The following is a 20,685-nucleotide window of genomic DNA, read 5'->3' as shown; positions in this document are numbered from 1 at the left end:
TCGCCAAGGCTGTTCCGGAGCTGGTCAGCCTCTTCTTCAAGCTGCTCGGATCGCCGTTCTATAGCGGGAGTCCACGAGTTCGGTAGACGCCGCAGCCGTCGCCGAGAGATGTCCTCGAGTTCAGCAGTCACTTCGTTCAACCGGGCGCGAGGATCCTGCGCCTCGTCCCCGGCGGGTCGTTGTCGCTGATTCTCCGGACGGTCCGTCATTCGCTCACCCTATCCCGGGCTTCGGACCTGCACCGCGGTCGAATCGGCCCATGCGGTGCGGTGCAGGTCCGAAGCCACAGTCTCGTAGCTGCCCTCTCTTTGTCGTCTGCTCACTGGTCGCAGACGAAGTAGGCACCCTCCTTGGGCTCGTCGTTGAAGTTGTTGATGCCTTCGACCACGTGGTACACCTTCATCCACGGAAGCGGGTTCGCGATTGCCTCGATCCACGGGCCGATGAGGGCTCCGGCTTGGCGCCAGCAGTCTGCAGAGACGTCCAGGCCAGTGCTGTCGGACAGGTTCACCGGGTCGCACGCGGCATAGCTGTACGGGCTTCGTTCCTGGCCACTGGGATCCATCTGGGTGAACCGGCCCTGGCCCGGGTCATAGAACCGCGCCCCGAGCTTGTAGACCCCGGTGCTGTCTTGGTGCTCACCGATGTAGCGGAGGTTGTTCGCTGCGACTGCAGCGTTTGTCGAGGTGAATCGGGCGCGACCTCTGGAAAGACCTCCGGTTCGATGTCGTCGATGTTGCTCACGGTCCAGGACTTATGACGGTGACGTGGGCCTTCTTCTCCGAGCGGCGCTGCTGTTGGCGGATACCGTTGCGGACGGCGAGGGCCGCCATGTTGCTGCGGAAAGGCCCGATGAGTTCCGGCATGTCCGGCAGGGGAGGTTGCCGTAGTCCGGCCACCACACGACGACGAACTGGCAGGTGGAGGGGCTGACGGGAATCGAACCCGCGCTGTCTGCTTGGGAAGCAGAAGTTCTACCATTGAACTACAGCCCCGTACCCGCATCCGAGGAGCGGGCGAACGCCAGCCTACCTGGCAGGTGCCCGTTGGCCAAAGCAGGCGCGACGACGGAAGCTCCCGGCAACTAGGCTGAACCCGTGCTTCTCAGCGACCGCGACATCAAGGCAGAACTCGCATCCGGCCGCATCGGCCTCGAACCGCGCGAAGACGGGATGATCCAGCCGTCGAGCATCGACGTGCGCTTGGACCGGTACTTCCGGCTGTTCGACAACCACAAGTATCCGTTCATCGATCCGTCGGTCGACCAGCCGGAGCTCACGCGCCTGATCGAGGTCGACCCCGACGAGCCGTTCATCCTGCACCCCGGCGAGTTCGCGCTCGGGGCGACGTTCGAGCAGGTCACGCTGCCCGACGACATCGCGGCACGTCTCGAGGGCAAGTCGTCGCTCGGACGCCTCGGACTCATCACGCACTCGACCGCGGGTTTCATCGATCCCGGCTTCACAGGGCACGTCACGCTCGAACTCGCGAACGTCGCGACTCTGCCGATCAAGCTGTGGCCGGGCATGAAGATCGGTCAGCTGTGCTTCTTCCGGCTCACCTCTCCCGCCGAGAACCCCTACGGATCCGGCCCCTACGGCAACCGCTACCAGGGTCAGCGCGGACCGACGGCCTCCCGGTCGTTCCAGAACTTCCATCGGACGGATGTCGGCACCACCGACGTCGGAGCAGTCGGAGGCTGAGATGAGCGATGTCAGCGGCGCGCGGCCCGAAGAGCCGGTCGTCCCGGACGAGCCGGGCGCCCTCCCGGACGAGCCGCTGATCCCGCCCGCCGACGTCGTCATCCCGCCGCCCCCACCCGAGATCCCGATCCCGGAGGGTCTGCTGACCCCGCCACCCGCGGACATCCCCTCCGACGTATCCGCGTCCGACGCGGTGATCCCGCCGCCTCCGCCCGCGACGCGTCGTGGTTCCGACCGTCCGCGTCCGACTCCCGCCATCCTCGAGGGGGAGCCGCCCGCCGCGGTCGCCGACGACTGGGCGCTGCCCTCCGTCGCGCCAGAGGTTCCGACATCGGGCGGCTACCGCGTGCTCACCGTCGTGATCTTCGCCTTCCTGTTCCTGCTCTTCGTCGCCGCGATCATCGTGGGCGTATACCTGCTGAACACCACGACCTTCCCGTTCGCGGGCGCAGACGTCGCCGGTGTCGATCTCGCGGCATCGATCTCGTTCGCGTCGATCACGTAGGCGTCGCCTGCGGGTCTGGACGGCTGAGTCTCAGGATTGCTGAGGCTCAGGCCCGCCTCGGCAGCTGCCGGCGCCGGAGAGCCGCCGACGCCACGGCGACCAGAGTGCCCACAGCCACGCCGATCACGGTCTCGATCGCGCGGTCCTGCAGCAGCATGTCGACCGGTGTCGGCGCGGCGAGGTGCACCATGAGCAGTGCGAGCGGGGTGATGAACACCATCGCGATGCCGTAGTTGCGGCCGACGAACAGTTCGGCGGCGGCCTGCAGCACGACCACGAGGGCGATGACGGCGAGCGGCGGCAGGTCGATGGCGAGGATGCCTGCTGCGACTAGGACGCCGAGCAGGGTGCCGACGAGGCGCTGGATGCCGCGGATCACCCGGGCATTCAGCTGCGGCCCGCTGACCGCGGCGACCGCGCCGACGGCCGCCCAGTACCAGTGCGAATCCATGATCAGCAGACCGGCGAAGCCCGCACCCACGATCGCGATGCCGACCGACACCGCCATCTCCCCGGCGATGGGACCGACAGGCTGCCGGACTTTCGGCGCCACATCCCCGGTGCTGCGCGTGAAGATGCCGACCAGCGCGGTGATGGCCAGCCCGAACAGCACGCTCGGTCCGCCGACCACGAGCACGTCGCCGAACGAGGCGGCGGTGGCTGGGATCGTGGCGCACGCCCCGACCGCGAACACCGGGAACAGCGGCCCCGGCGGATGCCACCGCATCGTGTAGGCGAGCAGGGTGACGGCGGAGGCGATGACCGCGACGACGAGGATGCTGACCGCGGCGGGAGCGGCGAGCACCGACAGCGCGGTGCCGATGAGCATCGAGGCGAGGATCACACCGCCCGCGCTGGCCTGCATCCGGATGCGATCACGGAACACGTCGTGGCGCCCGTAGAGCGCGGCGAAGGCCCCGAAGCTCGCGTAGATGCTCAGGTCGAGGCGTCCCAGCATCCACAGCACGAGCAGCGGCACCGCCACACTGACCGCGGCGCGCAGCGCCACCCGGTGGTCACCGCGGTGCGGTTCGACGCGCAGAACGCCGGTCCACACTCTTCCCCGGGAATCCGCCACCGATCCAGCCTACGTCGCCCTCGGAATCCTTCGACGCGGTCAGGGGGTATGCGCCCGTGACAAAGGCGACGACCGCATCGAGCGTGGCATCCGCCGACAGCACCCGCGTGTGGCCGAGACCCTCGGTGCGGACGAGGCGCGAGCGGTCGCCGTGGACATCGTGCAACCGGAGGGAATCGTGGTCGGGCATGCGCCGGTCGTCACGGTCGTGCACGACGAGGAGTGCGGTGCCGGCAGGGAGCGGATGACGGGCGGCGTCATAGCGCGCTGACACCTCGGACCGATCCATGCCGAGCCTCCGACGGAACCGCTCCGAGAGGCGTGCCGTCGTGGCGTCGTCGAGGCGGAGGTCGTCGGCGAACCGGGCGACGAAGGCGTCGGGACTCGCGGCTCCGGCGATCGCGACGACCGCCGGAGTGGGAACGGTCGACCGCGCGATGGTCAGTGCGGCCAATGCGCCGAAGGAGTGTCCGATGATCGCGTCGAACGGTCCGTGGTCGGTCTGCAGCTGCTCGGCGGCATCGATCCAGTCCCGGATGTCGGTGCCCCGCCCGGGCGAGGCGCCGTGGGCCGGGGCGTCGAACGCGATGACACGAAACCCTTCGGCGACGAGCTCTCGCACGAGCGGTGCGAACTGCGAGGCCCGCCCGCGCCATCCGTGCAGGAGCAGGAGGGTTCGTGGCCCGGCGCCCCATTCGTACGTGGCGACGTCGACGCCGCGCACTGTGATTCCTCCGCGGCGCGCGTCGGCGTGGGTGGGGGCATCCGCCTCGCGCACCGCCATCCGCGGAGTCGTCGTGAAGAACAGGCGGTAGGCGATGTCGCCCGCGATCCGGGGCGAGACCGCGGCGGCGATATGGATGCTGCGGGCGAGCAGCGCGGGAACGGACGGCATGAGAGCTCCTTCGCCAGAACAATACGAACGATCATACGTATATTAGGCGAACGATCGTTCGTATACTAGGCAGATGGTGGAGAGTGCGGTCGTGGACGGGCGGAGAGCCCGCGGCGATGCGTCGCGACGCATCGTGTTGCAGAGCGCGACCGACCTCGCGTCGGTCGAGGGCCTCGACGGGCTGACGATCGGCCGTCTCGCCGAGGCCTCGGGGTCGAGCAAGAGCAGTATCGCCACGCTCTTCCAGAGCAAAGAGGGACTGCAACTGGCGACGGTCGCCGCTGCCCGCGAAATCTTCACGGCCCGGATCGTCGAGCCGGCGCGCGCATACCCCCGTGGGGTGCACCGTCTCGCCGCGCTGCTGCGCAACTCGCTGACGTACTCGAAGGACCGTGTCTTCACCGGCGGGTGCTTCTTCGCCGCGACCGCCGCCGACGTCGACTCGAAATCCGGACCGGTGAGCGATGCCGTACGCGCGGCGCTGGTCGACTGGTACGGCTATGTCGAGGCGCAGCTGCGTCACGCGGCGGACGCGGGAGAGGTCGACGCCGACCCCGAGGTGCTCGCGTTCGAGCTGGTCGCCCTGAACGAAGAGGCCAACTCGCGCTCACTGCTGTTGGACGACGCGCGACCGTATGCGCTCGCCGCCGCGGCGATGCGTGCCCGGCTGCGCGCAGCGGGTGCCGACGAGTCGGCCATCGCTCTGCTCGAGCTCTGAAGACGCGAAACGCCCCACCCGATGGGTCGGGTGAGGCGTTTCGCGGACGTTCTTCTCGCGGTCAGGCGTCGCGCCCGCGGGTGAAGCCCGCGTCGAAACCGCGCTCGAACGCGTGCTGAGCGATGCGCTCCGCACGGTGCGGACCGTGTCCGCGGTGTCCGTGGTCGCCGTGGTCGCCGTGACCCGGGTGTCCGTGTCCGCGACCGCGGTGACCGGCGCCGGGCTCGCCGTGGCGGCATCCGTGCTCGGCATCCGCATCCGCGCCGAAGCCGTGTCCGGGGCCGAATCCGCGCCCGAACGGGCGTCCGAATCCGCGCGGGAAACCGCGTCCGTGGCGCGGGCCGCGGAAGCCGTGTCGGCGTCCGCGGGGGAGAGGGGTCTCCTCGTCCCATCCGAATGCGCGGGCGATCTTCTCGAGCGACGCCAGCGTGGTGGCCATCTCCTCGGGGGAAACGGCATCGCTGACCTTCGCGCGGATCTCGTCGACGATGGCGCCGAGGCGTTCCTTCGCTGCGCGGCCGTCGTCGGTGAGCGTCCAGCCGTCTCCCTCGGGGGAGACCCAGCCGCGCTCGACGAGTCGGTGCATCTTGTGGCCGCTCAGCGGACGGTCGGATGCGACGGTGCCGTCGACGATGTTGAGGAGGCGCCAGTCGCGACGACTCGCATGCTCGCTGTCGAAGGCGGTGGCGAACTCGGCCGCCATGAGGCGGTCGGCGGCCTTCAGCCAGTAGCCGAAGGGGCGGTCGGTGTTCTCGGGGCCCTGTGCGGGCCCGTTTTGTGATTCAGAGGTGTTCATGGGAAGTCCCTTTTGTCGGTGTCGATTTGATGTCAGTGTGCATGTGTATGTCACAGTGCATGTACATGTAGTGTGACATGAACTCTCAATGCATGTCAAGTCGCATGTAAAATCGAACGGTGACCACCGAATCGAACGACGCCGAATCGAACGACGCCGCACCGGATCCCGCCGAAGCCATCGCGCAGGCGTTGTCCCGCCTGCGTGGTCGGCGACCCGGCGAGCGGGGCCCCGGGGGAAGAGGAGTGGACGGCCGCGGTCGCGGTCACGGCGGCCCCCACGGCTGGCACGGCGGCCCGCACGGTGACCGTGACGGTGGGCACGACGGCGACGATCCCCACGACCACTTCGCGCATCACCGCGGCCACCCGGGGATGCCTCCGTGGATGGCCGACCCGTCCGGTCGGCTCGGCGGCCCGGCCCGCATGCGCATGCTGGAGGCGCTGGCCGCGGCATCCGCCCCGCTGAGCGTGAGCGACCTCGGTGCGGCGATCGGCGTCGACCAGCCGCGCGCTTCCCGCCTGGTGCAGCAGGGCGTGGAGCGAGGGTTCGTGCGCCGCGAGGCCGACCCCGACGACGCACGTCGCACGCGCATCGCCCTGACCGACGAGGGCCGACGCCTCGCTCGCGGCATGCGGGGGGAGCGTCGCGAGATGCTGACGACCGCGCTCACCTCGTTCACCGACGACGAGCGCATCGAGCTCGCCCGACTGCTGAACAAGCTCGCCGACAACTGGCAGCGCTGAGCACAGGGCTCGGCCTGCGCTGCGGGGTCTGCCTAAGCCGAAGCGAACTCCGCCGACGGCTCGTCGTCGACCGACAGCGACAGCACAGCGGTCTCGACGGCTTCGTGCTCCTCGATCCGCTGTTCCAGATCACGCAGTCGCCGCGCCACATCGTGCTCACGCGCATCGCCGGCCAGGTCGACCTCGGCGACGATGAAGAGTCGGTTCGGCCCCACGTATTCGATGTGCAGGTAGGTCACCCGCTCGATCTGCGGCAGGCCGAGCAGCGCCTTCCCCACACGCGCCCTCAGCTCGGGTGCGGCCGTCGCGCCCACGAGGAACGCGATGTTCCGGCGGATGAGGATGATCGCCACCACGCCGAGGAGCACACCGACCAGGATCGAGCCGATGGCATCCCAGGCGGCGACGCCGGTGATCTGGTGCAGGAGGATGGCGCCTCCTGCCAGGACCAGGCCGATGAGCGCCGCCGAATCCTCGAAGAACACGGCTCGCAGCGTGGTGTCGCTCGTCTCCAACACGAAGTCCCAGGTCGACGAACCGCGCTCCTTCGCGAGTCGGCGGGACTTCACCATCGCCTGGGTGAACGACGCACCCTCGAGCACGAACGAGATCCCCAGCACGATGTAGGCCACCATCGGGCTCTCCACCGGACCGGTGTCGGAGAGCTCCTGGATGCCGTGCATGATCGACACGATCGACCCGGCCGTGAAGATCCCGAACGCGGCGATCAACGACCATACGAAAGCGTTGCGCCCGTAGCCGAGCGGATGCCGCGCATCCTTCGCCTTCGCCCCACGGCGGTCGGCGATGAGGAGGAACACCTCGTTCCCGGCATCCGCCCACGAGTGCGCGGCCTCGGCGACCATCGATGCCGACGAGGTGATGATCGCGGCGACGGTCTTCGCCACCGCGACGAGGATGTTGGCGAGGAAGGCGAGGAACACGGTCACGCGGTCAGGCTACTCCCGCCGCGCGACAGGGGTCGTCAGCGCGGCGCCTTCACCGGCAGCAGGAGCAGGAAGCCCGCGATCAGGACGATCACGATGCCCAGGATGCCGAACGCCGTCTGGGCGGTGAGCACGATCAGGAGCGTCCAGGCGCCGGAGGCCATCCAGCTCGCGGCCCGACCGGTCGTGGCGTACAGCCCGAAGATCTCACCCTCGCGTCCGGCCGGGGTGACCCTCGCGAGGAAGGAGCGGGCGGAGGCCTGTGCGGGACCGACGAAGGCGCAGAGGATGAGTCCGCCGATCCAGAAGACGATGGTCCCGCCGTCGCGCAGGAAGAACACGCCGAGACCGGCGACCACCATCGAGCCGAGCGACAGCAGGATGATCCGCTTGGGGCCGAACCGGTCGTCGAAGCGTCCGGCGATGATCGTGGAGATGCCCGCGATGAGGTTGGCGGCGATGCCGAAGATCACGATGTCGAGGAAGGCGAAGTGGAAGACCGTCGACCCGATCACGGCGCCGAACGCGAAGACGCCGCCCAACCCATCGCGGAACACGGCGCTCGCGAGCAGGAACCAGAACGTCGGCCGCGTCTCGGGGGAGCGGTAGAGGCCGATGACGTCCTTGACCAGCAGGCCGTAGGAGGCGAAGAAGCCGACCTTGCGCTCGGGGCGGCCGAGCGAGGGCTCCGGCACGTTCAAGAAGATCGGGATGCTGAACACGATCGCCCAGACCGCGCAGCCGACCGCGATGATGCGGAACGGCAGCCCGCCGTCCGAGGGGAGGCCGAACCAGTCCATCATGTAGAAGACGATCACGATGACCAGGGCGATGATGCCGCCGAGGTAGCCGAACCCCCACCCGAGTCCCGAGATGCGCCCCACGGTCTTGGGGTTCGCGATGCCGATCAGCATGGCATTCGAGTTGACCGCCGCGATCTCGCCGAACACCGAGCCGGCCGAGATCAGCGCCACGCCGAGCCAGAAGAGCGTGGGGGTGGGCTCGACGAACCAGAGCCCGAACATGCAGAGGATGAGCGCGCCCGTGCCGATGCCGAGCCAGAGCTTCTGCCGTCCCGCCGCGTCGGCGCGCTGACCGAGCACCGGTGCGAGGAGCAGGATCGCGAAGGCCGCGATGGTGGAGCCGAGTCCCAGGCCTGAGGTGAGATCGGCGATGGCCGCCTCGTGCGCCCGGCTGTTCGGGTCGAGGGCGGCGACGTCGGCGGGGAGGAATGCGTCGGTCGTCAGGTACAGCGCTGTGAAGATGAACGTCAGGATGACGGTGTTGAAGGGCTGCGTCGCCCAATCCCACAGCGCCCAGGAGTAGACCTGCTTCTTCGGTGCCGGCGTCTCGCCGCGCAGGTCGAGGCCGACGACGGCCACGGCGCCGCTGTTCGCGGTCGCCACGGGTTCGGGCACGGCGCCGTGCCCCTCGGTTTCGCTCATTCTCGAAGTCTGGCGGCCCCCGGTGAACGCCCGGTGACGGCGCGCCGCACTGATATTCGGGGTCACGCTCGTTCCGGTCGCAGCTCCCGCCGCGCGAACGCGCCGGAGGCGGCAGCAACTGCGACCGGAACGGAGGGACGGTGGGGGATGCGACTCAGTCCGTGCGGAGAGGGCGCAACGTGCGGGCGTAGTCCTCCTTGAGTACGGCGAGGTGCAGCCAGGCCTCGATGCGCGTGACTCCCGGCAGCGCGCGCAGACGCTCCAGACTGGCGTACAGGGCTCCGGCCGATGGCTCGACGAGCGTGGCCACGGCGTCGAACCGGCCGAGGGTGCGCGCGGCGAAATCCACACCGCGCCCGCGTCGCAGCTCGTCGATCACGGCTTCGTCGTCGTCGCCGAGCGTCATGCCGACGCCCATCGACAGCTGCCGGTGCGCGAGCCCGCGAGCCTCCACCGCGCTGATCTTGATCACCCCGGCGTCGATCATCCGCTGCACCCTCGTCGCGACGGCCGAGGGGGAGAGGCGCACCTCCTCACCCAGCGCGCGGAAGCTCTTGCGCCCATCGGCCTGCAGCTGCTCGATCAGCGCCTCGTCGATCGTGTCGAGCGTGACCCCGCCGTGGTACTCCGAGACGAAGAAGCCCTTGATCACGGTCGAGTAGATGATCGTGCTGATGTCGAGGACGCCGTCGATCGCGCGGATCAGGGCCAACAGGTCGTGCAGCTCCGACATCGAGCCGACGCGAACCTCGGTGACCACGTCGTGCGCCCCGCCCACCGCCGACACCAGCACGGTCTCGCTCATGTCGCGCAGGTGCTCGGCCACGAGTTCGACCGACCCGTCGGTGCGAATCGACACGTGGGCGAGCACGTGCTGGCCGAGGAAGACCGGGTCGACGGCGGCCACGACCCGCACGGTGCGGTCGGCGAGCATCGTGCGCAGCCGGGCGGCGACCGCGGCCCGGGACTGCCCGAGCCGTTGCGCGAGCGAGAGGATGCTGGCGCGGCCGTCTTCCTGCAGTGCGCGGATGAGTTCGGCGTCGAAATCCATGGTTCCGCTCATTTCGTCAGTTTCCCGCGATCGCACGCTTCGTCGTGCGCAAGTTCAGTGTAGGAGGCAGGCTTGCCATCGGGAAGGCGTGCATTGTGCGGATGCGCGATCATATATCCAGTGAATCCCCGTTATCGCTGGAGTTCTGCCCTTGCTGGCAGCGCTGCACGTCCGTAGCATCCTTCGCTATCCGACATCTTCCGCAAAGGAGCGGGCACCCCCATGACCACTACCCCCACCAGCGGCACCCACAGCCGGGCGCGCCGCGCCGGCATCGCCGCCTTCGTCGGTACCACCATCGAGTGGTACGACTTCTACGTCTACGCGACCGCCGCGGCGCTCGTCTTCGGTCCGCTGTTCTTCCCGAGCGGCGACCGACTGGCCGAGACCGCAGCAGCCTTCGCGACCTTCGCTGTCGCCTTCCTCGTCCGCCCGCTCGGTGGCATCATCTTCGGGCACATCGGCGACAAGCTCGGCCGGCGCACGTCGCTCGTGATCACGCTGCTGATGATGGGCGCGGCCACGGTGCTCGTGGGCTGCCTGCCCACGTACGAGAACATCGGCATCCTCGCCCCGATCCTCCTCATCCTGCTCCGTGCGGTGCAGGGCCTCGCCGTCGGCGGCGAGTGGGGCGGCGCGGTGCTCATGAGCGTCGAGCACGCCCCCGAGAAGTCCAAGACCTTCTACGGCGGCTTCACGCAGCTCGGCAACCCGGCCGGTGCCCTTCTCGCCTCGGGCATCTTCGCGATCATGACCCGCATGGGCGACGACTTCATCATCAACGGAGGCTGGCGCATCCCGTTCCTGCTGTCGATCGTGCTGGTCGGCGTCGGCTTCTGGGTGCGCTACCGCGTCGAGGAGACGCCGGTCTTCGAGGCGAAGGTCGAGGGACGCAAGCAGTCGATGCCGCTGGCCTTCGCCCTGCGCACCAACTGGCGTCCGATCCTGCTCGGCATCGGCATCCTGCCGATCTCGACCGGCGGCTACTACCTGGCCACCACCTTCGCCACGGCCTACGCCACCGGCGACACGGTCGCGATCAGTGAGCAGGTCATCCTCGACGCCATGACGATCGCGTCCTTCGTGGAGTTCGTCGTTACCCTCCCCGTCGCCTGGCTGGGCGACAAGTGGGGCCGCAAGAACGTCATGTACATCGGCCTGATCACCTCGGTGCTCACGTTCGTGCCGTTCCTGCTGATCCTGCCCGGACGCATCGAGCCGCTCATCTTCCTGTTCGCCTCGTTGGTGCGCATCGCGATGAGTGCGACCTATGCGCCGATCGCCGCACTGCTCTCGCAGATGTTCCGTCCGCAGGCCCGCTACACCTCGATCGCGCTGTCGTACGGCGTGGGCGCGGCTGTCTGGGCTGGCTTCTCGCCCTGGTTCGCGACGCAGCTCATCGCCTGGACCGGCAGCATCTGGTCGGTGATCGCGATGTTCATCGGCATGGCGCTCATCGCCGGGATCTGCACGCGGCTCGCGCCGCAGCACTCCGACGAGGCACCCGTGACGGCGTCCTTCACCGCACGCACGGACACGACGGCGAACCGCCTGCCCTGACGGCGTACCGACCCCGACGACGTCCCCTCCCGCACGCCACGACCGCGAACAGGTTCCCCATGAGAAAGCTCACCCCCTTCGACCGCTCGGCCCAGACGGCACCCGTCCTGCTGACCGCGCACGCGATCCACACGGCGGATGCCGCGGCCACCACCGCCACGGCGATGCTGACCGATCGCGGGCGGATCCTCGCGATCGGCACCCTCGCCGACTGCGAGGCCGCGGCCGAGCGGGGTGGGCTCTCTCCGGAGCGCATCGACCTCGGTGACGGGGTCGTGGTCCCCGGCTTCGTCGACGCCCACGCGCATCCGCTCATGTTCGGGCAGATGATGAGCTGGGTCGACTGCGGGCCCGAGAAGGCCGGCAGCATCCCCGAGATCGTGGCCCTGCTGAAGGCCGCGGCTGCCGACCTGCCCGCGGGGCGCCCGGTGCGCGGCTACGGCTACGAGCAGCGCAACCTCGCCGAGAAGCGGCATCCCACCCGCTTCGAGCTCGACGAGGTCGCCGCCGACCGCGAGGTGTACCTCATGAACGCCTCCGGCCACGGTGGGGTCGTGAACTCGCACACCCTCACGATCAACGGCGTCGACCGCGACACCCCGAACCCCGACGGCGGTGAGTTCTTCCGCGATGCCGAGGGCGAGCTGACCGGCGAGCTGTCGGATGCCGCGTGCAACATCCTCACCGGAGTGCATGGCGTGAAGATCGGCCACCACGGTCCGAACTTCCACCTCGCCGACGAGCCCGAGGAGCACCTGCGCCAGCTGGACGCCGCGACCCAGCGGTTCCTCGCCGGCGGGGTCACCTCGATCGGCGACGCGCAGGTCACGCGCCGCGAGTTCGACATGTACCTGCGCCTCGCCGAGGCCGGGCGCCTGGAGCTGCGGGTGTCGATGTACCTGCTCTCGCACCTGCTCGACGAGGCGCTCGAGATGGGGCTCGTCGGGCAGTTCGGCAACGCACATCTGAGCTTCGCCGGCATCAAGTTCTACGCCGACGGCACGCTCGGTGGGTGGACCGCGTACTTCCCCGATGGTTACGTCGGCGACCCGTGCCGTACCGGGCAGCTCTACCACGAGCCCGCCGAGTACGCGGGGCTCATCAGCAGAGCGCACGCCGCGGGGCTGCAGACCGCCACGCACGCCCAGTCGCCTACCGCGATCGAGATGGTCGTGTCGGCGATCGAGGCCGCGCTCGCCGAGCATCCGGATGCCGACGCCCGCCACCGCATCGAGCACTGCGGCCTGCCCACGCCCGAGCAGATCGAGCGGATGGCCGTCTCCGGAATCCGTCCGGTCAACCAGACCCAGCACTACTTCAACTGGGGTGAGGGCGTGGAAGAGGCCATCGGCACCCCGGGCGAGCGCTTCAACCCGCTCGGAGAGTTCGAGCGGGCGGGTGTGCCGTTCACCATCTCGTCGGATGCTCCGGTCGCCGAGCCGATCCCGCTCGAAGCCATCCAGACCGCCGTCACCCGCGTCACCCGCCGCGGACACAAGCTCGGGCCGGACGACCTGCGCGTCTCCGCGCTCGCAGCCCTCCGCGCCCACACGATCGAGGGTGCCGTATCGATCGGCCGCGAAGACGACCTGGGTTCGCTCGAAGTCGGCAAGTACGCCGACTTCGTGGTGCTCTCCGGCGACCCGCTGGTCGTGCCGGCCGAGGAGATCTCGGCGATCACGGTGCGCGAGACCTGGGTCGACGGCACGCGCCGTCACCAGGTGTGAGGATGACACGATGAGCACCGACACCACGACGGCGGAGCAGTACGCCGACACCGCAGGGCGAGCCGTGCTGGAGACGATCCGCGCCTACGGCGTGACCGCGATCTTCGGCATCCCCGGCACCCACAACCTCGAGCTCTACCGGCCGCTCGCCGACCTCGGCATCCGCGCGGTCACGAACCGCCACGAGCAGGGGTCGGGCTACGGGGCCGACGGTTGGGCGCAGCAGACCGGCCTCCCCGGCGTCGTCATCACGACCTCGGGCCCCGGCCTGCAGAACGCCATGAGTGCGATCGGCACGGCGTTCTGCGAATCACGGCCGCTCATCGTCCTCTCACCGGGGGTGCCCCTCGGGGCGGAGTTCGCCGACGTGGGCACCCTGCACGAGACGAAGGACGCCACGGCCATGGTCGGCGCGATCGCCGAGTGGTCTCGTCGCGTGACGAGCGCGGCCGAGGCCGTCGAGGCCGTGCACGACGCCTTCACGCTGTTCCGCACCGGTCGTCCTCGTCCCGTGCACATCGAGATCCCGCTCGACGTGCTGGAGGCTCCGGCCGATGTCTCCGCCGAGGCGCGGCGACCGCGCCCGGTGCCGACCCGGGTCTCCGGGGAGCCGACTGCGCTCGCCGAGGCGGCCCGTCTGCTCGTCGACGCGAAGACCCCGGTGATCGTCGCCGGTGGGGGAGCGGTGGATGCCGCGCACGAGGTCACGACCTTCGCCGAGCGACTCGGTGCCCCGGTGCTGACCACGCTGAACGGCAAGGGTGTGGTCGATGAACGGCACGCGCTCTCGCTCGGTTCGAACCTGCGTCTCGCCGCGGCCCGTGCGGTCGCGGAAGACGCCGACGTGCTGCTCGTGGTCGGCTCGAAGCTCGGCGAGGCCGAGCTGTGGGCGCCGCGACTCGAAGCCCGTGGAACCGTGATCCGCGTCGACATCTCGCCGGCGCAGCGCGACAAGAACCTCGCCGCGACCGTCGGGATCACGGGCGATGCGGCAGCCGTTCTGGAGGCGCTGCTGCCGTCCCTCTCCGCCGAGACCCGCCCGCCGCGCGACCTCACGGCCGAACGTGCGGCGATCGACGTCGAGATGCGGGAGACCGCACCCGAGACGGTCGCCCTCGCCGAGATCATCGCCGACGCCCTGCCCGACGACGCGGTCGTCGCGGGCGACTCGTCCCAGATCGTCTACATGGCGCTGGGCAGCGTGCTGCGGGCGGCCCATCCCCACTCTCTGCTCTACACCCCCACCTACGCGACCCTCGGCTACGGCCTGCCCGCGGCGATCGGCGCACGGGTCGCGCAGACCGAGCACCCGGTCGTGACCGTGATCGGCGACGGCGCCCTGATGTTCTGCGTGAACGAGCTGGTCACCGCGGTCGAGCAGCGCCTCGATGTCACGGTCGTGTGCGTCGACAACGGCGGGTATGCCGAGATCCGGCAGAACGAGGTCGATCGCGGCATGGCCCCGATCGGCGTCGACCTGATGCAGCCCGACTGGGCGGCGCTCGCGACGGCCTTCGGGGCGACCGGCCGCCGCGTGGAACGGCGCGACGACATCGCGTCGAGCATCCGCGCCGCGATCACCGCCGGGGGCGTGCAGCTGGTGCACATCCCGCAGCACGCCCTCTGAGCCCCACTGACCCTCCAGATCACCCCGACGAACAGGAACGAGCAATGACCGAGAACGTGGGCCCCATCGACGCGTCCGTGAACCCCCGCTACTCCGGCATCGCGACCTTCGCGCGCCTGCCGCGCATCGAAGACGTGCCCCGTGCCGACATCGCGGTCGTCGGCATCCCCTTCGACTCCGGCGTCAGCTACCGGCCGGGCACGCGGTTCGGTCCGTCTCACGTGCGCGAGTCGTCGCGCCTGCTGCGGCCGTACAACCCCGCGCAGGATGTGTCGCCGTTCGCCATCGCGCAGGTCGTGGATGCCGGTGACATCCCGGTCAACCCGTTCGATCTGACCGAGGCCGTGACCGAGGTCGAGCGTGCGGCGCTGGCCCTCGGCGAGCAGGTGCAGCGCATCGTCACGATCGGCGGCGATCACACGGTGGCGCTGCCGCTGCTGAGGGCGGTCGCCGCGAAGCACGGTCCGGTCGCGGTCCTGCATTTCGATGCCCACCTCGATACGTGGGACACCTACTTCGGGGCTCCCATCACGCACGGCACCCCCTTCCGTCGGGCGAGCGAGGAGGGTCTGATCGACCTCACCGCGAGCTGCCACGTGGGTACCCGCGGCCCCCTGTACTCGAAGCAGGACCTCGAGGACGACGAGCGCCTGGGCTTCTCGATCGTGTCGAGCGAGTACATCGAGGAGCACGGGGTCGAGGCCGGCATCGCCCGCATCCTGCAGCGCATCGGCGACAAGCCGCTGTACGTGTCGATCGACATCGACGTGCTCGATCCCGCTCACGCACCCGGTACCGGCACCCCCGAGGCCGGTGGGCTCACCAGTCGCGAGCTGCTGCGGATCCTGCGCGCCCTGAAATCGCAGAACATCGTCGGGGCGGACGTGGTCGAGGTCTCGCCCGCCTACGACCATGCGCAGATGACCGGCATCGCCGCGAGCCACGTCGTCTACGAGCTCGTGACGCTGCTGGCCGCCCGCCTCGCCGCCTGACGTCGCAGCTTCTGCCGCTCGCATCCGTCCCGCCGGTTCCTGCCGCGCCGCACGCGTCCCGCCGGTTCCGGTCGCAGTTCCTACCGCGCCGCACGCCGCCGGGCGGCAACAACTGCGACCGGAACCTCCCGGATGCGGAACCTCCCGGATGCGGAACCTCCCGGATGCGGAACCTCACGTGTACGACGCGGCGAGCATCTCGGCGAACAGCTCCTCGGGGTCGCACTCCACCCGGCGGCGGGTGAACCAGTCGCAGATGTTCACGCAGTCGCGGTGCAGCAGGTCGAGCCCCTGCGGGTTCGCGATGATGTCGACGATCTGCGGCAGGTCGATCACGCGCACCCGCCCGTCGTGCACGAGCAGGTTGTAGGCCGAGAGGTCGCCGTGGGCGAAGCCGGCTGCGGCGAAGATCCGCATCAGGTCGACGACCTGCGCGTAGTAGCCCTGCAGCTCGGCGCGGTCGGCGCGCACCTGGGCCAGGCGGGGCGCGGCGGTCCCGTCGGCGTCGCCGAGGAACTCCATCAGAACCTCGGTGCCGTTCACCTGCACGGGGTACGGCACCGGGGCGCCGAGCTCCCACATGCGGCAGAGGGCCTCGAACTCGGCGAAGGACCACTGCGCGGCGGCCACCTCGCGACCGTGGTCGGACTTCTTGGCGAGGGCCCGTGCATCGCGCGTGTTCCGGGTGCCGCGACCCTCGGTGTAGACGGATGACCGGTGGAAGCTGCGGTGTTCTGCGCTGCGGTAGCGCTTCGCCGCGAGCAGCGTGTGCTGCGAGGGATCGCCCGGCACCGCACGTTCGAGCAGGAACACGTCGGCCTCCTTGCCGGTCTTGAGGATGCCGCGCTCGGTGTCGAGTGCGCCCGCCGAGGTCACGACCCACGCGGGCCACGGCTCGGGGCCGCGTTCGGAGGGGGTGATCGCCGGCCACGTGGACCAGCGCTGGCCCTCGCCAGGATCGACGTCGGCGAAGGAGAGCTCGGTTTCGAGGGAATCGAAGGCGGCGGGATCGAACGTGGTGGGATCGAACGTGGCGGGATCGAACGCGGTGGAATCGAGCGGGGATGCGTGGAAGGACGCGGCTTCCGAGGAAGCGAAGAGATCAGACACGATGTGGCTCCGGGAGCAGGAGGCCACACCACGATCAGGAGCGGGCGGCCTCGAAGGGAAGATGGTCGGCGGAGAGCGCGACAACGACGGTGTTCATGTCCTCGGCTCCTTCCGCTCGGGCTTCCCGGGCTCGTCCCGGTGCGTCGTCGAGCCTAGGGCGTTCGCGGCGGGCTTGTCCAGACCCGCGGACGTTCGCCCCGTCGGTAGTTCCGTCGAGGGTTCGGCCCGACGCGCCCGGACGAATGGTCGGGTGCCGCGGACGACCGGTCGGGCGACGCCGTCCCGATCCTGCGAACGTGGAACCATGACCACGACCGCCCCCGTTCCCACCCTGCCGTCCTCCGCAGCGCCCCGCATCCGCTACGGCGGGCTCATCGTGCTGATGCTGATGGGCTTCCTGCTGGTCACCGCCGAGTTCCTGCCCAACGGCGTGCTCACCGAGATGGCCGACGGGCTCGGGGTCACCCCGGGTCAAGCCGGACAGACCGTGACCGTGACCGCGCTGGTCGGACTCGTGGTCGCACCGACGGTCGGACTCATCTTCCCGCGCCTCGACCGCCGGTCGCTGCTGGTGTGGATGGCGCTCGCCGCCGCGGTGTCGAACCTCATCGTGGCGATCGCGCCGAATCTGATCATCGTGCTGCTGGCGCGCTTCCTGCTCGGGGCGGCGATCAGCGCGTTCTGGGCGATGTCGATCACGGTCGCCGCACGTCTCGCGGGACCGGCGAACCTCGGCCGCGGTGTGATGTTCACCTCGGCCGGCGTCTCGCTGGCGACCGTGGCCGGCGTACCGCTGGGCGTCATGCTGAGCGAGCTCGTCGACTGGCGGATGGTCTTCGCCATCGCGGGTGTGCTGATGGTCGTGCTCGCGGTCGTCCTGCGGTTCGCGCTGCCGTCGGTGCCGGCGGAACGGGCATCGAGCCTGCGTCTGCTCGTCGACACCCTGCGCCGTCCCGGCATCGGTCTCGGCATGGTCGGGCACGTGCTCGTCGTGCTCGGACACTTCCTCGCCTACACGTACGTGCGTCTCGCGCTGGAGCGCATCCCGGAGGTCGACGCCTCGACCATCGTCGTGCTGCTCGCGCTGTTCGGCGTCGGCGGCCTGCTCGGCAACATCACGATCGGCCTCGTCATCGACCGCACGTTCGCCTTCTTCGCGGTGTTCGCGCCGCTGGTGATCGCGGTGTCCGTCATCTCGATGATCCTGTTCTCGGGGTCGATCATCGGCGTCGGCATCGTCGTGCTGGTGTGGGGCTTCTTCTTCTCGTCCTGGCTGATCGTCGCCAACACCTGGGTCGGGCACCGCATGCCCGATCGGCTCGAAGCCGGCGGCAGCCTCGTCGTGGTGGGCTTCCAGGGGGCGATCACGCTCGCGGCCGGCATCGGCGGACTGCTCGTCGACACGCTGAACGTCGAACTGGTCTACGTGATCGGCGCCATCTCGCTGCTCGCGGGCGCGGTGCTCTTCGGCGCCTCGAACCGCGTCAGCAGCAGGGGCTGAGAGGGTTCGGAATCTTTCCGGCGGGATCTTTCAGGCGGGGACAGGAGTGCGGTTCGCGAGCCGCCAGGCGGAGGGGGTCTGTCCGGTGCGGCGTCGGAACGCCCGACTGAACCCTTCATCCGAGGCGTAGCCGAGTTCGCGGGAGACATCCGAGACGCTCCGTCCGGCGTCGAGCATCCGCTTGGCCGCGTCGACGCGAACTTCGGTCACGTAGTCGGCGGGCGAGCGACCGACGGCGCTGCGGAACCGCTCGGCGAACGTGGAGCGCGACATGGCTCCGATGCCGGCGAGGCGCTCGACCGTCCAGTCGCGGCCGGGCTCCTCGCGGATGGCGTCGACGACCCGGTCGAGGAAGGGGTCGTTCGACAGCGACGGCCAGCCCGAGGGAGCGCAGCCGTTCGCAGCCCAGGCGCGGATGACCGACAGCAGCACCGTCGTCGCCATCATGCGGCAGATGATGGGATCGCCCTGGCGGGCGGGCTTCAGGGTGTGGTCGATCACGCCCATGTTCAGGGCGAGGGCCGCGGCGGCCGGCTCCACGGTGTCGAACCCGGTGACGGTGAGGAAGGGCGGCAGCAGTGCGGGCAGCGGCGACGCCGCATCCGCGAGTTCGATATCGGCGATCATGAGGCTCGTGGTGCTCGCGGCCTCGAGGACGAACGCTGAGCGGCCGATGGTCAGGAAGGCGTCGCCCGCGACCAGCACGTCATGCCGGTTCTCCGGGGTGGAGGGGCGCGTCTTCGAGTCCGGGTCGACGTCGAGTCGGCAGCCGTCGCCGAGCGGAGGGTGCCCCAGGACTCCGCCCTCCACGACGTAGACCAGCGTGATGGCACCGGTAGGGATCGGCAGCAGCGCTCCCGCAGCGAGAGAGGTGCGCCGGCCGATGCCGACGCGGAGGTCGACGGCGCCGAGCACGTTCGAGAGCGCGTCCGCATCCACTGTCACCATGCCTTCGGCAACATCGCGAGGCGGTGAGCTATTCCACTGCCGGCGGGGTCAACCGTTCGATTGATTCGAACGAGATGTCCGGCGGATACGGTGGAGGGACCCCACCCGAGGAGTACCGTGTTCCGCACACCCGACCGTCTGTTCCGAGTTCTCGCGATCGCGGAGGCGATCACCTGGACGATACTGATCGCCGCGATCATCGCCCGCGCCGTCGGCGCTCCGGGGATCGTGGTGACCGTGGGCGGTGGCATCCACGGGTTCGTGTTCCTGTCGTACGCGGCGACGGCGATCCTGGTCGCATTGAACCAGCGCTGGCACGTCGGCGTCGGCGTGCTCGCCGTGGCCAGTGCCATCGTCCCCTACGCGACGATCCCGATGGAGATCTGGCTGCATCGCACCGGTCGACTCACCGGCGACTGGCGCCTCGATGCGACGGACGACCCGCGGGATCGCCGCTGGTACGACCGACTGATGCGCTGGTTCCTGCAGCGGCCATGGGTGCTCGCGCTGTTGCTGGTCGTCGGCATCGTCGCGCTGTACGTCATCCTGTTGCTGATCGGCCCTCCGGGCGGCAAGTGAGTCCGTGCGGTCGCGCCGCCGCTGCGCTCAGGGAGTGACGACGACCGCGTTCTCCTCGTTGATCGCGGCCATCGTCGCCTCCGCATCCGCGGCGGTGCAGTCCACGATCACCGACAAGCCCACTCCGGTCTGAGTGAATGCGCGCGCGGCCATGAGCCAGGTGCGGCTGCCGTCCACGCCCACCACCTGGCGCATCTCGACGCCCCCGCTCCCGCCGGCCATATAGCTGAACTCGCCGGTGGTCGCGAGCGCGGTGACCTCGCTGGTCGGAGTCTGCAGCAGCACACCGAGGATCGCATCGGATGACGCGCTGTCGTCCCCGGCGACCACGGGCACGTCGGTCGTGTACCCCTGCCAGAACCGTGCTGTGCAGGTGCCGTCGACCGTGCCGTAGGTCCAGCCGCCGTTGCCGTCGTCGGGTGAGACCGTCTTCCACCCGTCGTCGGCCATGAGCCCGTCGCCCCATTCGATGTAGGTGTCGTCGGCGAGATCGAGGCCTTCGGCGAAGGTCAGGGTCGAACCGGGCGCCTCGTCGACGGGTGCATCGGTCTCCGTGCTCGGCGAGGTGGCGTCGGACGGCGATGTCGCGGGGATCTGCGCGTACAGGCATCCGCTCAGCGAGAGCACTCCCGTGACAGCGATCGCGGTGGCGGCCAGGCGCAGGGGGATGGAGGAGGTGCGCGTCATGCGGGCCAGCCTAGCCCCGCGCCCCGCGCCCCGCGCCCGTCCTCGACTCCCGTGCCGTCCTCGACTCCCG

General features: G+C 69.5%; 21 protein-coding genes and 1 tRNA gene. 10 read left to right on the top strand and 12 right to left on the bottom strand.

What is annotated here, in order from left to right; translation table 11 throughout:
• Window positions 1-319: 319 nt before the first annotated feature.
• From DW307_RS10230 to DW307_RS10225, 3 genes are all read right to left on the bottom strand, one after another.
• Window positions 320-751, bottom strand: a complete 432-nt coding sequence (locus tag DW307_RS10230; protein ID WP_081859626.1) for an RHS repeat-associated core domain-containing protein — start codon at window positions 749-751, stop codon at window positions 320-322.
• The gene (locus DW307_RS18345) at window positions 741-866 is read right to left on the bottom strand and encodes a hypothetical protein (RefSeq protein ID WP_275090562.1); all 126 of its coding nucleotides are present in this window, start codon (window positions 864-866) and stop codon (window positions 741-743) included. The genes DW307_RS10230 and DW307_RS18345 overlap by 11 nt, the downstream gene beginning before the upstream one ends.
• A gap of 55 nt (window positions 867-921) precedes the next feature.
• Window positions 922-995 (bottom strand) — tRNA-Gly (locus DW307_RS10225).
• A gap of 102 nt (window positions 996-1,097) precedes the next feature.
• On the opposite strand from DW307_RS10225, the gene dcd reads away from it, so the two are divergent.
• A complete protein-coding gene (dcd, locus tag DW307_RS10220) occupies window positions 1,098-1,703 on the top strand; it encodes a dCTP deaminase (RefSeq protein ID WP_029264795.1) in 606 nt (201 codons plus the stop codon).
• A gap of 1 nt (window position 1,704) precedes the next feature.
• Entirely contained in the window at window positions 1,705-2,208 is a 504-nt protein-coding gene (locus tag DW307_RS10215) for a hypothetical protein (RefSeq protein ID WP_136024660.1), read from the top strand.
• Window positions 2,209-2,254: 46 nt separating this feature from the next.
• Here DW307_RS10215 and DW307_RS10210 read toward each other — a convergent pair whose 3' ends face one another.
• Together DW307_RS10210 and DW307_RS10205 are read right to left on the bottom strand one after the other, a co-directional pair.
• The gene (locus DW307_RS10210) at window positions 2,255-3,286 is read right to left on the bottom strand and encodes an FUSC family protein (RefSeq protein WP_240750601.1); all 1,032 of its coding nucleotides are present in this window, start codon (window positions 3,284-3,286) and stop codon (window positions 2,255-2,257) included.
• Window positions 3,225-4,181, bottom strand: coding sequence for an alpha/beta fold hydrolase (locus DW307_RS10205; protein ID WP_136024659.1), 957 nt, complete (start codon window positions 4,179-4,181; stop codon window positions 3,225-3,227). The genes DW307_RS10210 and DW307_RS10205 overlap by 62 nt, the downstream gene beginning before the upstream one ends.
• A 73-nt stretch (window positions 4,182-4,254) precedes the next feature.
• Between DW307_RS10205 and DW307_RS10200 the strand changes: the two genes are divergently transcribed.
• Window positions 4,255-4,899, top strand: coding sequence for a TetR/AcrR family transcriptional regulator (locus DW307_RS10200; RefSeq protein WP_136024658.1), 645 nt, complete (start codon window positions 4,255-4,257; stop codon window positions 4,897-4,899).
• 61 nt (window positions 4,900-4,960) lie between these two features.
• Here the strand turns inward: DW307_RS10200 and DW307_RS10195 are convergent, their stop codons facing one another.
• A complete protein-coding gene (locus tag DW307_RS10195; RefSeq protein WP_136024657.1) occupies window positions 4,961-5,695 on the bottom strand; it encodes a helix-turn-helix domain-containing protein in 735 nt (244 codons plus the stop codon).
• 119 nt (window positions 5,696-5,814) lie between these two features.
• Here DW307_RS10195 and DW307_RS18285 point away from each other — a divergent pair, with 119 nt between their 5' ends.
• The gene (locus DW307_RS18285; RefSeq protein WP_231479799.1) at window positions 5,815-6,441 is read left to right on the top strand and encodes a MarR family winged helix-turn-helix transcriptional regulator; all 627 of its coding nucleotides are present in this window, start codon (window positions 5,815-5,817) and stop codon (window positions 6,439-6,441) included.
• Window positions 6,442-6,473: 32 nt separating this feature from the next.
• On the opposite strand, the gene DW307_RS10185 is transcribed toward DW307_RS18285, so the two are convergent.
• The 3 genes from DW307_RS10185 to DW307_RS10175 all read right to left on the bottom strand — a co-directional run bounded on the left by DW307_RS10185 (window position 6,474) and on the right by DW307_RS10175 (window position 9,896).
• Complete coding sequence (locus tag DW307_RS10185; protein ID WP_136024656.1) at window positions 6,474-7,391, bottom strand: cation diffusion facilitator family transporter; 918 nt, start codon at window positions 7,389-7,391, stop codon at window positions 6,474-6,476.
• Window positions 7,392-7,426: 35 nt separating this feature from the next.
• Window positions 7,427-8,833, bottom strand: a complete 1,407-nt coding sequence (locus tag DW307_RS10180; protein ID WP_136024655.1) for an MFS transporter — start codon at window positions 8,831-8,833, stop codon at window positions 7,427-7,429.
• Between the two features lie 154 nt (window positions 8,834-8,987).
• Entirely contained in the window at window positions 8,988-9,896 is a 909-nt protein-coding gene (locus tag DW307_RS10175) for an Lrp/AsnC family transcriptional regulator (protein ID WP_231479798.1), read from the bottom strand.
• A 210-nt stretch (window positions 9,897-10,106) separates the two neighbouring features.
• Here DW307_RS10175 and DW307_RS10170 point away from each other — a divergent pair, with 210 nt between their 5' ends.
• Genes DW307_RS10170 through speB form a run of 4 tightly spaced genes read left to right on the top strand, consistent with a single transcriptional unit; the run spans window position 10,107 to window position 15,790 of the window.
• Window positions 10,107-11,444, top strand: coding sequence for an MFS transporter (locus DW307_RS10170; protein WP_113681436.1), 1,338 nt, complete (start codon window positions 10,107-10,109; stop codon window positions 11,442-11,444).
• A 59-nt stretch (window positions 11,445-11,503) separates the two neighbouring features.
• Entirely contained in the window at window positions 11,504-13,171 is a 1,668-nt protein-coding gene (locus tag DW307_RS10165) for an amidohydrolase (protein WP_136024654.1), read from the top strand.
• Window positions 13,172-13,181: 10 nt separating this feature from the next.
• Window positions 13,182-14,798 (top strand): thiamine pyrophosphate-binding protein, encoded by a 1,617-nt coding sequence (locus tag DW307_RS10160; RefSeq protein WP_136024653.1) that lies wholly within the window; start codon window positions 13,182-13,184, stop codon window positions 14,796-14,798.
• Between the two features lie 44 nt (window positions 14,799-14,842).
• Window positions 14,843-15,790: an agmatinase gene (gene speB, locus DW307_RS10155; RefSeq protein WP_021201678.1), complete on the top strand. Its 948-nt coding sequence runs from the start codon at window positions 14,843-14,845 to the stop codon at window positions 15,788-15,790.
• Between the two features lie 174 nt (window positions 15,791-15,964).
• Here the strand turns inward: speB and DW307_RS10150 are convergent, their stop codons facing one another.
• Window positions 15,965-16,900, bottom strand: coding sequence for a serine protein kinase RIO (locus tag DW307_RS10150; protein WP_136024652.1), 936 nt, complete (start codon window positions 16,898-16,900; stop codon window positions 15,965-15,967).
• Window positions 16,901-17,204: 304 nt separating this feature from the next.
• On the opposite strand from DW307_RS10150, the gene DW307_RS10145 reads away from it, so the two are divergent.
• A complete protein-coding gene (locus tag DW307_RS10145; RefSeq protein WP_136024651.1) occupies window positions 17,205-18,401 on the top strand; it encodes an MFS transporter in 1,197 nt (398 codons plus the stop codon).
• Between the two features lie 30 nt (window positions 18,402-18,431).
• On the opposite strand, the gene DW307_RS10140 is transcribed toward DW307_RS10145, so the two are convergent.
• Entirely contained in the window at window positions 18,432-19,349 is a 918-nt protein-coding gene (locus DW307_RS10140; protein WP_136024650.1) for a helix-turn-helix domain-containing protein, read from the bottom strand.
• Window positions 19,350-19,466: 117 nt separating this feature from the next.
• On the opposite strand from DW307_RS10140, the gene DW307_RS10135 reads away from it, so the two are divergent.
• Window positions 19,467-19,928: a DUF3817 domain-containing protein gene (locus tag DW307_RS10135; RefSeq protein WP_021201682.1), complete on the top strand. Its 462-nt coding sequence runs from the start codon at window positions 19,467-19,469 to the stop codon at window positions 19,926-19,928.
• 27 nt (window positions 19,929-19,955) lie between these two features.
• On the opposite strand, the gene DW307_RS10130 is transcribed toward DW307_RS10135, so the two are convergent.
• Entirely contained in the window at window positions 19,956-20,615 is a 660-nt protein-coding gene (locus DW307_RS10130) for a hypothetical protein (RefSeq protein WP_029259356.1), read from the bottom strand.
• Between the last annotated feature and the right edge of the window lie 70 nt (window positions 20,616-20,685).

The organism is Microbacterium sp. K27 (assembly GCF_004794435.1).
GTDB classification, from domain to species: domain Bacteria; phylum Actinomycetota; class Actinomycetes; order Actinomycetales; family Microbacteriaceae; genus Microbacterium; species Microbacterium maritypicum_A.
This window is presented reverse-complemented; position numbering and strand designations above follow the sequence as displayed.